7 protein-coding genes and 1 pseudogene are annotated in these 14,087 nt (G+C 62.7%); 2 read left to right on the top strand and 6 right to left on the bottom strand.

The window, feature by feature from the left end:
- Positions 1–255: 255 nt before the first annotated feature.
- Positions 256–5,823 (top strand): AAA family ATPase, encoded by a 5,568-nt coding sequence (locus QN222_RS08095; protein WP_336621014.1) that lies wholly within the window; start codon positions 256–258, stop codon positions 5,821–5,823.
- Between the two features lie 192 nt (positions 5,824–6,015).
- Here the strand turns inward: QN222_RS08095 and QN222_RS08090 are convergent, their stop codons facing one another.
- From QN222_RS08090 to QN222_RS08080, 3 genes are all read right to left on the bottom strand, one after another.
- Entirely contained in the window at positions 6,016–6,930 is a 915-nt protein-coding gene (locus QN222_RS08090; protein ID WP_283962132.1) for an MBL fold metallo-hydrolase, read from the bottom strand.
- Positions 6,931–7,234: 304 nt separating this feature from the next.
- Positions 7,235–8,551, bottom strand: a complete 1,317-nt coding sequence (locus QN222_RS08085; protein WP_283962133.1) for an HlyD family type I secretion periplasmic adaptor subunit — start codon at positions 8,549–8,551, stop codon at positions 7,235–7,237.
- Entirely contained in the window at positions 8,548–10,317 is a 1,770-nt protein-coding gene (locus QN222_RS08080) for a type I secretion system permease/ATPase (protein WP_283962134.1), read from the bottom strand. Before QN222_RS08080 ends, QN222_RS08085 begins: the two co-directional genes overlap by 4 nt.
- A 346-nt stretch (positions 10,318–10,663) precedes the next feature.
- Between QN222_RS08080 and QN222_RS08075 the strand changes: the two are divergent.
- Positions 10,664–11,389 (top strand): annotated as a pseudogene (locus QN222_RS08075) (YoaK family protein); the annotation flags it as partial.
- Between the two features lie 30 nt (positions 11,390–11,419).
- Here QN222_RS08075 and QN222_RS08070 read toward each other — a convergent pair.
- The 3 genes from QN222_RS08070 to QN222_RS08060 all read right to left on the bottom strand — a co-directional run bounded on the left by QN222_RS08070 (position 11,420) and on the right by QN222_RS08060 (position 13,727).
- Positions 11,420–11,767: a hypothetical protein gene (locus tag QN222_RS08070; protein ID WP_283962135.1), complete on the bottom strand. Its 348-nt coding sequence runs from the start codon at positions 11,765–11,767 to the stop codon at positions 11,420–11,422.
- Positions 11,768–12,013: 246 nt separating this feature from the next.
- Positions 12,014–12,457: a universal stress protein gene (locus QN222_RS08065; RefSeq protein WP_283962136.1), complete on the bottom strand. Its 444-nt coding sequence runs from the start codon at positions 12,455–12,457 to the stop codon at positions 12,014–12,016.
- Between the two features lie 172 nt (positions 12,458–12,629).
- Positions 12,630–13,727 carry a DUF475 domain-containing protein gene (locus tag QN222_RS08060; protein ID WP_283962137.1) on the bottom strand — a complete coding sequence of 366 codons (1,098 nt, stop codon included), beginning with the start codon at positions 13,725–13,727 and terminating at the stop codon, positions 12,630–12,632.
- Positions 13,728–14,087: the final 360 nt, after the last annotated feature.

Raw genomic sequence — 14,087 nt, 5'->3', positions numbered from 1 at the left:
GACCCAGTAGGAAAAATCGATCTATGAAGATCGGCGGCAAACCTGTCCCAGTTCGCCCACGCTTTCTCGCCCGCCTCGCCACCGACGTAACCGCCCGCGAGTAGCGCAAACTCAAACACTCCACGATGATATTGATCGGGCGCATCCAATAGTAATATGATTGAGCCGGCAAAGCCGCTGAAGGTCCAAGTTGTTGTGCGAGTAGACGAGCGCTGAGCCGCTCTGCATAGCAGAGCAACGGGGAGGAATTGGCTCATGAATGCGGCTAGCTCGCAGGATCCCCTCCGAGATCTTGGCTTCGATCTGCTGTGGCGAGATGCCGAGCGAGTCCTGTACAGAGGCTGGCGCGAGGACGCCGACGGTAGGGGGGACACAGTCCTGGCTGTGCTGCCATCCGCCAGCCATCCGAGGCCGGACAGCCTCGGGCGCCTCGCTCATGAATATGAGCTAAGGGGGAGCCTCGATAGCGCCTGGGCTGCGAGGCCGCTGGACTTCGTGCGCGACCGTAACCTCCTCTTTTTGGACGATAAAGGAGGCGAGCCTTTGGCCCGTCTCGTCGGTGCACCGATGGAATTGGGGCAATTCCTGCCGCTCGCCATCGCGCTCTCGGGGGCTGTTGCGCAGATGCACGCGAGCGGGCTCATCCACAAGGACATAAAGCCGGGTAATGTACTCGTCAGCCCCTCCACCAACGCGGTCAGGTTGACGGGCTTCGGCATCGCCTCGCGCGTGCCGCGCGAGCGGCTGTCGCCCGCCCCGCCCGAGGTGATCGCCGGCACCTTCGCTTACATGGCGCCCGAACAGACCGGCCGGATGAACCGTTCCATCGACGCGCGCAGCGACCTCTATGCACTGGGCGTCACGCTATACGAGGTGCTGACGGGTGTCCTGCCGTTCGCAGCCACCGAGCCGATGGAATGGATCCATTGCCATATAGCCCGCCAGCCTCTACCGCCGGGCGAGCGCGTGCCGGCAATTCCCGGAGCTGTCTCCGAGATCATCATGAAACTGCTCTCCAAGGGAGCGGAGGACCGTTACCAGACCGCCGCCGGACTGTGCGCCGACCTGCAGCACTGCCTCGAACAATGGGCGGCAGGCGGGGGAATCGCGCCATTCGTGCTGGGGGCTCGCGACGCTTCGGGTCAGCTGCTGTTCCAGGAAAAGCTCTACGGGCGCGAGGCGGAAATAGCGCGCCTCGTCACCGCCTTCGACCGCGTTCTGGCGGACGGCGCCTCGGGGCTCGTGCTAGTGTCGGGTTATTCCGGCATCGGCAAGTCGTCAGTGGTCAATGAGCTGCAAAGGGCGCTGGTGCCGCCGCGTGGCCTGTTTGCGGCCGGCAAGTTCGACCAGTACAAACTCGGCATCCCCTATGCGACGCTGGCGCAGGCGTTCCAGGGCCTGGTGCGGCAGCTCCTCAGCAAGAGCGACGCAGAACTGGCGCGCTGGCGCGTCGCGTTCATCGAAGCGCTCGGCCTCAACGGCCAACTGATGGTGAACCTGATCCCGGAACTCGCCCTCGTGATCGGCGAGCAGCCGCCGGTGCCCGACCTGTCGGCGGCTGAAGCCCAGAGCAGGTTCCTGCTGGTGTTCAGGCAGCTCCTGGGCGTGTTCGCGCGCCCGGAGCATCCCCTTGTGCTGTTTCTCGACGATCTGCAGTGGCTGGATTCGGCAACGCTCGACGCATTCGAGCATCTCGCCACGCAGCCTGAGGTGCGCCACCTGCTGCTGGTGGGTGCCTACCGCGACAACGAGGTGGGCTCGACGCACCCGCTGACGCAGAGGCTCAGGACTATCCGTGACTCGCGAGGCGGTGTGGAGGAGATGGTGCTGGGCCCAATCCTTCTGGAGGACGTTACCTCTATGGTCGCCGAGGCGCTCGGCGCCGACCCCAAGACGGCGATCCCGCTCGCGCAGGTCGTATTCGAGAAGGCCGGCGGCAATCCGTTCTTTACGGTCCAGTTCGTCAGCGCACTCGTCGATGACGGCCTGCTCGTCTTCGACCAGCAGGTCGCGGCGTGGCGCTGGGACGACGACCGCGTCGGCGCCAAGAGCGTGGGCGACAATGTTGTCGACCTGATGATCGAGCGCCTGAGCCGGCTCCCGGACGCCTCGCTTGGAGCGCTCAAGCACCTGGCGTGCCTAGGCAACAGCGTCGAGATCGACAGGTTCCGGCAAGTGACCGGAGCTTCGCAGCAGGAGACGCAGAGCCTGCTGCACGAGGCCCTACGCGTTGGGCTCTTGCACCAGGTCGATGCCGCCTACGCGTTCGCCCATGACCGCGTGCACGAAGCGGCATACGCGCTGCTCCGGGAACCGGAGCGCGCCGGTGCCCACCGTAGAATTGGGATGCACCTGCTGGCGGCGCTCAGCGAGAGTGAGGTGGACGCCGAGATCTTCGACATTGCCAGCCACTTCAACCGCAGCGACATCGCCGGCGCGGACGCGGCGGAGCGGGCGACCGCTTCCGCGCTCAACCTGCGCGCGGGATGGAAGGCAAAGGCCTCGGCAGCCTATGCGGCGGCGTGCGATTTTCTTGCCCACGGCCGAGCGCTGCTCGGAGAGGATGGCTGGAGTTCACACTACGCGCTTGCATTCGCGCTGACGCTGGATCACGCCGAGTGCACCTTCCTCAACGGCGACTTCGACGGCGCCGAAAGAATGGCCGCAAGCGCCTTGGACGATGCGCGAACCCGCGTGGACAAGGCCGCGATCCACCGGCTGAGGATCGAGCTGCATGTAGTGAGATCCGACTATGACGCGGCGGTCGGAAGCGCACTGGCGGCCCTGCGACTGTTCGACATCGATTTTCCGCCGCATCCGAGCCGGGAGGAGACGGAGCGCGAGTTCGGCGATGTCTGGAAGAATCTGGGCGGCCGTCCATTCGAGAGTATTGCCGACCTGCCGCCGATGACGGATCCCGAGATGCTGGCGGCCATGCGGATTCTGGCCGAGCTCTGGGCACCCGCCTATTTCACAGATTTCAACCTGGCGATCCTGGCCGGCTGCCGAATGGTCAATCTCAGTCTTGTCCATGGCGCGGCCAACATATCGAACCAAGGGTACGCTTTGCTTGGGTTTTTCATGGGTCCCGCGTTTGGCCGCTACCACGATGGATATCGGCTGGCCAACTTAGCCGGCGAACTCGCTGAGAGGCGCAATGTGTTGCTGGACATGGCCCGTGTCGGCGATACGATGGCGCTGGCGGCCTCGTGGACCGAGCCGCTCACGACCGCCATCGACTGCTGGCGCAAGGCGTACCGGAGAGGCGTGGAGGCGGGAGACCTCTATTTTGCCTGCTATTCCGCCGGACATATCGGGTTGCACCTCCTGGTGCGCGGTCACAGCCTTCAGCAGGATGCCGCCGAGTGCAAGGCATACCTGGACTCTGCACGCCGCACCGGCTTCCGGGACGGCATGGATATGATCGTCGCAAGCGAGCGGGCAATCGCCTGCCTGCGGGGGCTCACGCGTGGTCTGGCGGAATTCAGCGACGACGAGTTCGACGAGACCGAGTTCGCGGCGGCGCTGACCGACTCACGCATGGTCGTCGGCTGGTATTACTGGACCCGCAAGATCATGCTGCATTTCCTGGCGGGCGACCACCGCGCCGCCTTGGCGGCGGCCGACAAACTTCAACCTAGCCTGTGGCTCAAGATCGTCCAGGGCCAGCGCAAAAGTGAGCCAAGATCGAGCTGGAAGTCGTCGGCCGGCTTTCATTTGGACTATCACTATTACAGCGCGCTCGCCCTTGCCGCTCGGATGGAAGAGGTGTCCGTCGGGCAGCGCGGCGCACTGCGCAAGCTCCTCGATGCGCACCACCGGCAGCTCAGCACCTGGGCCGAGGAAACGCGCTCGCCCACGTTCGCTGACAAGCATGTGCTAGTCGAAGCCGAGATTGCCCGCCTGGATGGGCGCGAGCTGAAAGCACAACGTCTCTACGAAGACAGCATCCGCCTCGCATACGAGAACGGCTTCCTGCAGCACGCGGCCATCGCCTGCGAGCTGGCGGCCCAATTCTATGCTCGGCGCGGCTTCGATAGGATTGCCCGGCAATACCTGCGTGAGGCGCGCTACTGCTATCTGCGCTGGGGCGCCGACGGGAAGGTGCGCCAGCTCGATGAGTTGCATCCATCCGCGCGCGAGGAACGGCTGCCCGTCGGCCCGACCGGCACAACTGAGGCAACTTTGGAGCATCTGGACGTCGCTACCGTCATCAGGGTCTCGCAGGCCGTCTCCGGCGAAATCGTCCTCGACAAGCTGATCGACACGCTCATGCGCACGGCAATAGAGCACGCCGGCGCCGGTCGGGCCGTGCTGATCCTGTCGCGTGGCGATGAGCACCGGGTGGAGGCCGAGGCCGTGACCGGCGCCGATGCTGTAACCGTGGATCTGCGCAAGACAGACCTGAGTGAGGCCGGGCTTCCGGTATCGATCGTGCACTACGCGATGCGCACCCGGGAGAATGTGATCCTGGGCGACGCTTCGGCCCAGACGCCGTTCTCGGCCGACCCCTACATCGGCGGCAAGAGGCCGCGCTCGCTGTTGTGCCTACCGCTAACGACCCAAGCCAAGCTCATCGGTGTGCTCTATCTGGAGAACAACCTCTCCGCTCACGTCTTTACGGCGGATCGCATTGCGGTGCTCAAGCTGCTCGCTTCGCAGGCCGCGATCTCGCTGGAAAATACACGCCTCTACGGAGAGCTGGAGGAGCGCGAGGCCAGGATCCGCCGCCTGGTCGAGTCCAACGTCATCGGCATCGTCATCTGGGACCTGAATGGGCGTCTGCTCGACGCCAACGATGCGTTCCTGCGCATGGTCCAGTACGAGCGCGCGGATCTCGACGCCGGGCTGAGCTGGTTCGATATGACGCCTCCCGAATGGCAGGAAGTGCACGCCCTTCAGGAAGCAGAAGAGCTCAAGGCGACCGGAACCATGAAAGCCCGAGAAAAGGAGTATTTCAGGAAAGACGGCAGCCGGATACCGGTCCTGATCGGGGCAGCGGCTTTCGATAGGCGGCCTGACCAGGGCGTCGCCTACATTATCGACCTGACCGAGCGCAAACAGGCGGAGGCGCGGATCCGCGAAAGTGAGCGGCGCTACCGCGAGCTGCAGTCGGAGCTGGCCCATGCCAACCGTGTCGCGACCATGGGCCAGCTTTCTGCCTGGATTGTCCACGACGTGAGCCAACCCCTCACTAGTGTCGTGGCCAGCGGCAATGCGGGTCTGCGATGGCTCGTGGCCGATCCGCCGAACCTGGAGCGGGTGCGCGGCGCCTTCGAGCGCGTCATCAGGGATGGTCGCCTGGCCACTGAAATCCTCGATCGCATCCGAGCCCTGGTGAAGAAGACCTCGCCGCGCAGAGAGGCGGTGGACATCAACGACGTCGTCTCCGAAACACTTGCTCTGACAAGCGCCGAGGTCAGGCGGAATGGCATCGTCGTGAAGACGGATCTCGCTGAGACCTTGCCGGCTGTTTCGGCCGACCGCGTCCAGATTCAGCAAGTCGTTCTGAACCTGATCGTCAACGCGGTGGAGGCAATGACTGCCGATACTGCACAGCCACTCGATCTTACCGTCGTGTCCAGCACCGATGCATCTGGGCGCGCGGTGATTGCCGTTGGCGATTCAGGCCCCGGCTTGACGGAGGAGCACCGAGAGCGCGTGTTCGATGCATTCCATTCCACCAAACCCAATGGCCTGGGGATGGGCCTGGCCATATGCCGGACGATCATCGAATCCCACGGCGGATCCATTTGGGTGACGCCCAATGAACCCCGAGGCGCCGTCTTTCATTTCGCTCTGCCGGAAAGCGATGCGGGGTAGGCTGCCAGATTGTAGGCCGAGATCGATGCGGTCTCTGCGCAAGCTGTCCGTGGAGGAACGCCGCAAGCGCGCTACAGCGCCGCGCGTCTTATCAGACGCGCAAAGCTCGCTGTAGCACGTTGAATTGCTGGGTGATTTGATCCTTCCGACTTAAGGAACATGCAGTAGTTCGGTCCTAACCGCAGTAAGCGGTCAGTAGTCCCACCAGGCCGGTACCCAACGAAAGAGATTGCCGGCGGCCGTCACATGGCCAACGGAGGGGAACGGCATGTGCGTGGACACCAGTAACGAGCCTGTCTCCGCCAACTCCCGCATAAGACGGAGCCGAACACGGGTCGCCTCCTCCGGGTCGTGTTCGAAACCGTTGTGCCACTCGGGGTGGTCGAAAGAAACCGGAAACAGGGCGTCGCCGGCGAACATCAGCCGGTTGCCGCCAGACTTCATGCGGACAACGCTGTGCCCCGGCGTGTGGCCGCCGGTGCGAGTGACGACCACGCCCGGTGCCACCTCGGACTCCTCCTCGAAGGTTCGGAGATGACTGCGGTACTCGTCCAGGAATTGCAGGGACGCTCGCCGGGCCAAATCCGCAAGCGCCGGCGGCATGGCCGTGCGGGAGAAATCGGGCGACTCCCAGAACTTGGTCTCTGCGGCGGACACGTGGACCCGCAGGTCCGGGCGCAGCCGGTCCTTCACGCCATCGACGAGCAGCCCGCCAACGTGGTCAAAGTGCATGTGGGTCAGCACCACGTCGGTCACCGACGCAAGATCGACGCCGGCAGCCTCCAGCCGATGGACAAACTGCCCGGCCCGAGGGAAGTCCGGGTACTCCTCCCCTAGACCACTGTCGATGAGTATCGTCTGGCCGCCGCTGCGCACCACGACCGCGTTCAATGCCCAATCGAAGGCGTCCTGCGACAGGAACATGTCGTCCAGCCATGCTGCCCGGATGGCCGGGTCGGCGTTGGTGGCCATTGACTCGGCTGGCGGTGTCAGCACTCCATCGCTGATTACCAGCACGTCAATCTCGCCGACCGGCACCGCATAGCGCGACGGAACCAGCTCGTCGAGCTCCGGTCTACCGAGGTGTGAGATGTTGTCCAAGCTCATGTTTGTCTCCTGCTTACCAATCGTACGGGGTTTGGTTCTGCCTGCGACATGATGTGCTTCTTGTTCTGCGTGATCGAGGCGTGTCGGTCACGAGCCACGTCGCGGACTCTATGGTGAAGCAGGTTGGCGATCGAGCTACACCTAAGGATGGGTAGCCTGTATGGACCGCAACGAAGATTTGCTGGTGAAGAGGCTGGCATGAAACGCGGACGCGCTCGCCCGCCGAACCTGGAATTAGCTTGAACCGTGCGCAACCAATTCCGGATGGAAAACGGTTGCGCACTTTCCGTTGAATCGCGCCGGATTAATCCTCCCGGAACGCATGCCGCATCTGGTCGGTGAGCGGCTTCGTCAGGTAGGAGATCACGGTGCGATCGGCGATCTTGATGAACACCTCGGCCGGCATGCCGGGATAGAGCGAGAGCCCATTGAGCTTGGCGAGGCTCTCCTTCTTCGGCCGGATGCGCAAGGGGTAGTAGCTGGCGCCGGTGCGCTCGTCGGTAACGAGGTCCGGCGCGATCGTTGCCACCTCCGCCTCGACCTCCGGCGTCGTGCGCTGATTGAAGGCGCTGAAGCGGATTTCGACCGGCTGGCCGACATGGATCTGGTCGATGTCATGGGTCGCAACGCGCGCCTCAACCGTCAGGTCGTCGGCCTCGGGCACGACGAGCATCAGCGTTTCACCGGGATTGACCACGCCGTTTACCGTGTGCACGGCGAGCTGATAGACGCGGCCGGAAAGCGGCGCCGTAATATCGAGCCGACGCAACTGGTCGGATGCCGCGGTCCGCCGCTCCTCGTATTCGGCGATCTTCGCCTCGACATCCGTCAGGTCCTTGGAGATCTCCGTCCGCCGATCCTCATCGAGCTGGAGGATCTGCAGGTCGATCTCGCTCGACTTGCCGCGCGCCTGGGCGCGGGCGGCGATGCGCTGTCCGCGGTCACCCTCGAGTTCGGCACGCTGGCGCTTCAGCGTCGTTACACGCTGCATCGGCACCAGGCCCTGGCCGTAGAGCGAATCGACACCGGTAAGCTCCTCCGCGATCAGCTTGAGCGCGTCCTCGATCGCCTGCAACTGGACCGTAAGCCCCTCGATTTCGTCGGCCAACTGCGCCTTTCGGGAGGCGAGCTGGTCTTTCATGCCGATAAGCGCCGACCGGCGGCTGGCAAAGAGCCTCTGCTCGCCATCGACGAGCTTCGTCGCCGCGGCACTGGAGATGAACTTGTCGAGATCCTTGTCGACTTCGAAAGAGACGGCACCAAGGCGCTCGGCCTGAAGCCGGGCGCGGCGGGCATAGAGTTGCGCCAGCGTGCTTTCGACAATCGCCAGATTGGCGCGAACGGTAGTACCGTCGAGACGGATCAGCACTTGACCCGCATGAACCCGGTCGCCTTCGCGGACCAGGAGCTCGCCGACGATCCCGCCGGTCAGGTGCTGGACCTTCTTGACATTGTCGTCGACAACGACGACGCCACCGGCAACGATCGCGCTCGACAGCTCCGTCGTCGCCGCCCAGCCGCCCACGCCAACGACAAGGGCGATAGCCAATGTGGAGACCGCGATCATGTGGCGCCCGAGCGAGCGGCGGGCGCTCAACACCTGCTTCTTCCCGTCGCTCATTTCGCCACCTCCTGGCCGTCCCCGACAATTTTGAGCGGCGCCGGCCGCTCTGACTGCTGCACGCGTTCCCTGCGCAGCACCTTGCCCAGCACCTCATCCTTCGGTCCGAAGGCCTGCATGCGCCCGTCCTGCATCATCAGCACGAGGTCGGTGCTCGCAAGCGCGCTCGGCCGATGCGCGATAACGACAACGATGCCGCCGCGGGCGCGAACATTCATGATCGCCTCGCTGAGCGCCTGCTCGCCTTCGGCGTCGAGATTGGAATTGGGCTCGTCGAGCACGACGAGGAAGGGATCTCCATAAAGCGCTCTGGCGAGCGCTATGCGCTGGCGCTGCCCGGCCGAAAGCGCAGTGCCGCCCTCGCCGATTTCGGTTTCATAGCCGTTCGGAAGGCGAAGGATCAGGTCGTTGACGCGCGCCGCCGTGGCAGCCGCGACGATCGCCTCGGGCGTAGCGTCTTCAGCGAAACGGCAGATATTCTGTGCAACCGTTCCAGCGAAAAGTTCCACGTCCTGTGGCAAATAGCCGATATGCTTGCCGAGGGCATCGCTGTCCCATTGGTCGAGAGCCGCGCCGTCAAGCCGCACGGAACCGCGATAGGCCGGCCAAACGCCGAGGATGGCGCGGGCGAGCGAGGACTTGCCCGACGCGCTCGGACCGATCACGCCGAGCGCGCTGCCGGCACGGACGGTGAAACTGATGTCGGTGAAGATCAACCGCTGGGCCGCCGGCGGTCCGCTCGCCAGTCCCTCGACGCTCAGGCGGTCGCGCGGGGCCGGCAGCGCCAGCGGCGCCTCGGCCTCCGGCAGTGCCTTGAGCAGGTCCTTCAGCCGTTGCCAGCTCTGCCGCGCGGCGACGAGACCGCGCCAGTTGCCGATGGCGAGCTCCACGGGCGCAAGCGCGCGAGCCGTCAGGATCGAGCCGGCGATGATGATGCCCGGCGAGGCTTCGCCCTTGATCACCAGAACCGCACCCGCCGCCAGCACACCTGACTGCAACGCCATGCGGAAGACCTTCGACACCGCACCATAGCCATTGCCGATATCGGATGTGCGACGGTTTTCCAGGCGGAAATCCTCGTTGCGCCGTTCCCAGAGGTCGGTCATCCGCCCTGCCATGCCCATGGCCTGAACGACCTCGGCATTGCGCTGCGACGCTTGGGCGAAAGCATTGCGCAGCCCTCCCGCCTCCGCCGCCTTCTTGGCCGGCGCCTGGGTGCCGCTATTGGTGAGATAGGTCAGAAGTGTAAGGACCAGCCCGCCGCCGATCGCTATGAAGCCGATGACAGGATGGAAGAGAAAGCAGATGGCGATATAGAAGGGCAGCCACGGCAGGTCGAACAGGGCAGCCGGACCAGCGCCTGACAGGAAGGATCGCACCTGGTCGAAATCACGCAGCGCCTGCAGACCATCTCCCTGCATCCTCAGCTTCAAGGGTGCCTTGACGAGCGCCCGGTAGATCCGAGCGCTCATCGTTTCGTCGAGGGCGCCGGCGATACGCACCAGCATGCGGCCGCGGATCAGCTCGAACGCGCCCTGGAAGCCGTAGAGCAGCAGTGCCAGGAAGGAGAGCGCGATCAGCGAAGGAATGCTTCGGCTCGGCAGGACCCGGTCGTAGACTTCAAGCATGAAGAACGAGCCGGTGAGATAGAGAATGTTGACGAGCGCGCTGGCCATACCGACGCCGATGAAGGCCGTGCGGCAGCCTCGCAACGCCTCCGCGGGATCGATGCTCGTTCGATTTGATGCTGCTTTTGATTTAGGCACTGATTGAAATCTCCGCGCCGGCCCAGCGGGCCGCTTGAACTCTGCTGACCGATCTATCCAGAGGCAGCAATGTAGAGTTGTTCCCCGGGAAACAATTATCCCTTCGAAAGCTTAAATTATTGACTGCTGTCGGGCCGAGTTTGTTTGGCCCCGTATCGCCGGCAAAGCGCCCCTTCGGTCTTCCCGCACGCGGCGCATCCTTCTGCATATCCCCGCCGCGCATATACGCCCGCGATAAACTATACCAAACGCAAGATTGGACGGACAGCTGCGCCGATCTTGTGCTATCGGATGAATCGCACTTCCCATCTGCCAATCCGACACTTTTCGGCACCAACGACCGAACATGAAATACTATCTCCGCAACCTGACTGCGAAGGAACGCAGTGAGGCGACCGATCGCCATCTCGCCTTCTACCTGACATTCGTCGCCGGGGCTGCCAATGCTGGCGGCTTCATGGCTGTACATCAATATACGTCGCATATGTCGGGTATCGTCTCGGCGATCGCGGACAACATCGTCCTTGGTAATATTGCACTGGTTGTAGCCGGCCTTTCCGCGCTCTTTTCCTTCGTTGCCGGCGCCGCCACCTCCGCCATCCTCATCAACTGGGGCCGGCGGCTGGACCTGCAGGCGGAATATGCGCTTCCGCTGCTGTTCGAGGCATTCCTGCTTGTCTGCTTCGCAATAAGCGGGAACCACCTCAGCGAAACCGTCGCCGTATCGGCAACGATCATGCTTCTCTGCTTCATCATGGGGCTGCAGAACGCCATCATCACGAAGCTCTCCGGCGCAAGAATCCGCACCACCCACGTGACCGGCCTGGTGACCGACACGGGCATCGAGATCGGCAAGCTGGTCTACTGGAACCGCGACAGCGCCAGAAGCTCCAGACTGCATGTCCGCGCCGACCGCCGGAAGTTGCGTCTTCTCACGTCCCTGATCGGCCTTTTCCTGGTTGGCGGGATTTGCGGCGCCCTTCTCTTCAACAAACTGGGCGTTTCTGCGGCGCTTTTTCTTGCGGCACCCTTGGTGCTCATCGCGGCACTCCCCGTGATCGAGGACGTGCGGTCTGCCTTGAACCGATAAACGGATCGCCCTTCAATCCAATGACGGCCGGACATCGAGAAAAGAGGGGATGTTGGCCGCAGCGGGTTCCGCAGCCGCTTCCAACGCAAGCTGCTGGGTCTCGATGTTGCCGCCCCTACCCCAGGTCGCGGCAAGGCTCATCAATTCATCCATCTCCTTCCTGAGCCGGTGCCACGCCAGAATGTCTTCGGCATGGGTCGCATTCGTGCGCGGGTCGTAGAAGCGGTTGATTTCCTCAGCGACGTCCTTCCGGGAGGCCTCCAGACGGGCCTTCAGAACATTGACTTCATCCTTCACCAGGAAGTAGCGCCGCATCACCGCAAGAAGCGCAAGATCGTTCGGATTGACGCTCAAGGACATCCCTCCCCGCCGTTTCAGCACTCTGAATTGCTACATGTTTTATCCTTAGATCGGCTACGATTTAAGGATACATGCAGTAGGTCGAACGGATCGGTCCCCCGCAGCCGTCCACCAGGCACGCACCCCATCACGCGAAACTTTGACGCTTTTCCGGCAATGGCCAAAAAAAATCCCGGCGTTGTGAGACGCCGGGCCGAAAACCTGGAAAGCCGAAGAAAATTCGTCGCGGCTTGACCGCTTCGCGCGCTACTTGTTCCTGTAGATGAGCACGGGGATCGTCGAATGCGTCAACACCTTCGCGGCGACGCTACCGATGATCAGGGCACCGACACCGCCGCGGCCGTGCGACGCCATGATGATGAGATCGGCACCGATATCGTGCGCTTTGTTGATGATTGCACGGTAGACCTCGTGGCTGCGGGCCTGATCCGTTTCGCACGGTACGCCGGTCCGCTCGGACTTCGCCGTAGCGGCGGCAAGTATTTCCCCGGCATGCTGACGGGACAACGCCTCATATTCCTCCTTCGTGCTGGCGAGCTGTTCCGCATCGGTCGAAAAGAGATTGAATGGCTCCATCACGGTCAGCACCGTGATCTTCGCTCCGGCTTCTTTGGCAAAGGCAATACCGGCATCCAGGGCGAGCGTAGCGAGCGGCGAACCGTCGGTGGGAATGAGAATGTTGCGGAACATGAAAATCTCCCGTTGACTTCGGAGTTCAGTCTAACCGCATCGCCGTCAATCACATTGACCCAGATCAATGGCTTAGGCGCCGCTTATTCCGCATCCGACGACAGCAAAAAACGGCCCTGCGGTTATCTCGCCGAGCCGTTTTCGACAACGTTTCTAATGCCTTACCTCGCTCTCAGGCCTCGACGCGAAACCGCTGGTTCGGCTCGTTTTCACTGGCCTCTGGGTGGCGCCGATTGTGACGGATCGACGACCACCACGAAAGGCCGATGAGGCCCGCGCCACCAAGACCGGTAATGACCTCCGGAATGTGGATCAGCGTCTGGAAATACATCACCACCGAAAGGATCAGGATCGCGTAGAAGGCACCATGCTCCAGGTAGCGATATTCGTTGAGCGTGCCCTTCTCGACCAGCATGACCGTCATCGAGCGGACATACATGGCGCCAATGCCGAGACCGATCGCGATGATGAACAGGTTCTGCGTCAAGGCGAAGGCCCCGATGACGCCGTCGAACGAAAAGCTGGCATCGAGCACTTCCAGGTAGAGAAACGCACCGAAACCGCCCTTCGCCGCCGCGCTCATCGTCTGTTGCGAAGCATCGAGCAGACCGCCGACAACCTCGACAACGAGGAAGGTAAGCAGACCATAGATGCTGGCATAGACGAAGGTGTGCACATGCTCGGCTTCGAGCAAGGTCGAGAACGCCAGGATGACGCTCAGGACAAGGGCGATCTCGATGCCCTTGATCGTTGCGAAGCGTGCCATCTTGCGCTCCAGCCAGGCGATCCAGTGCACGTCCTTCTCCTGATCGAAGAAGTAGGTGAGACCGACCATCATCAGGAACGTTCCGCCGAAGGCGGCGATCGGCAGATGTGCATCGTTCATGATACGGGCGTATTCTTCGGGGCGCACCGCCGCCAGGATGACCGCGTCAATCGGCCCGATATTGGCGGCTATGACGACGATCAGCAGCGGAAAGACGATACGCATGCCGAAGACGGCAATGATGATGCCCCAGGTCAGAAACCGGTGTTGCCAGACCGGCGTCATCTCCTTGAGCTTGTTGGCGTTGACGATGGCGTTGTCGAAGGAGAGCGAAATTTCGAGAACAGCGAGCACCGCGCAGATGAAGAAGACGGTCATGGTGCCGCTGAAAGTACCGGTCGACTGCCAGCCGAGCCAGACGCCAAGCAGCAGACCGAGGCCTGTCACGATAAAGGCCCACTTGAAATAGCCGAGGCCGGTCGTGTGCGAATGGGGCTGGATCATGGACGATCCTCCCCGGCACAATGTGCCTCGGCGATTACGAACGAGAGATCTTCAGTAAGGAAAAAGCGCACAGCCGAACAGGCACATGCGTTGGGCATGAGTTGAGTTTTCATGGTAGCTAATCCGCCGGCTCATTTGCTGGCGGTACCGACATCACGAGAGCGCCGTAAAACTCTCGCCAGAGGGGCCCGGCACCAATGTTCGTCCCGCGGTTCGATGTCTAAAAGGCGGGATCGTCTCTTACTTAGCAGCGGCAAGCGTCTCGTCAAGGGTGGACGCGCGACCGACACGCCACTTCGCCGTCTCATAGGGCGTGCGCAGAAACACCAATTGCGCGATAATATCCCACCGTTCTCGTGT

The sequence above is a fragment of the Sinorhizobium sp. 6-70 genome (assembly GCF_030124375.1).
Lineage (GTDB): Bacteria > Pseudomonadota > Alphaproteobacteria > Rhizobiales > Rhizobiaceae > Sinorhizobium.
The sequence above is the reverse complement of the archived record's forward strand: the minus strand, read 5'-3'. Positions and strand labels throughout refer to the sequence as shown.

Bases quoted from the DNA above. Each gene is read 5' to 3' on its own strand.
- QN222_RS08095 (WP_336621014.1), top strand. From the start codon at position 256: ATGAATGCGGCTAGCTCGCAGGATCCCCTCCGAGATCTTGGCTTCGAT.
- QN222_RS08090 (WP_283962132.1), bottom strand. From the start codon at position 6,930: ATGAGCTTGGACAACATCTCACACCTCGGTAGACCGGAGCTCGACGAG.
- QN222_RS08085 (WP_283962133.1), bottom strand. From the start codon at position 8,551: ATGAGCGACGGGAAGAAGCAGGTGTTGAGCGCCCGCCGCTCGCTCGGG.
- QN222_RS08070 (WP_283962135.1), bottom strand. From the start codon at position 11,767: ATGTCCTTGAGCGTCAATCCGAACGATCTTGCGCTTCTTGCGGTGATG.
- QN222_RS08065 (WP_283962136.1), bottom strand. From the start codon at position 12,457: ATGTTCCGCAACATTCTCATTCCCACCGACGGTTCGCCGCTCGCTACG.
- QN222_RS08060 (WP_283962137.1), bottom strand. From the start codon at position 13,727: ATGATCCAGCCCCATTCGCACACGACCGGCCTCGGCTATTTCAAGTGG.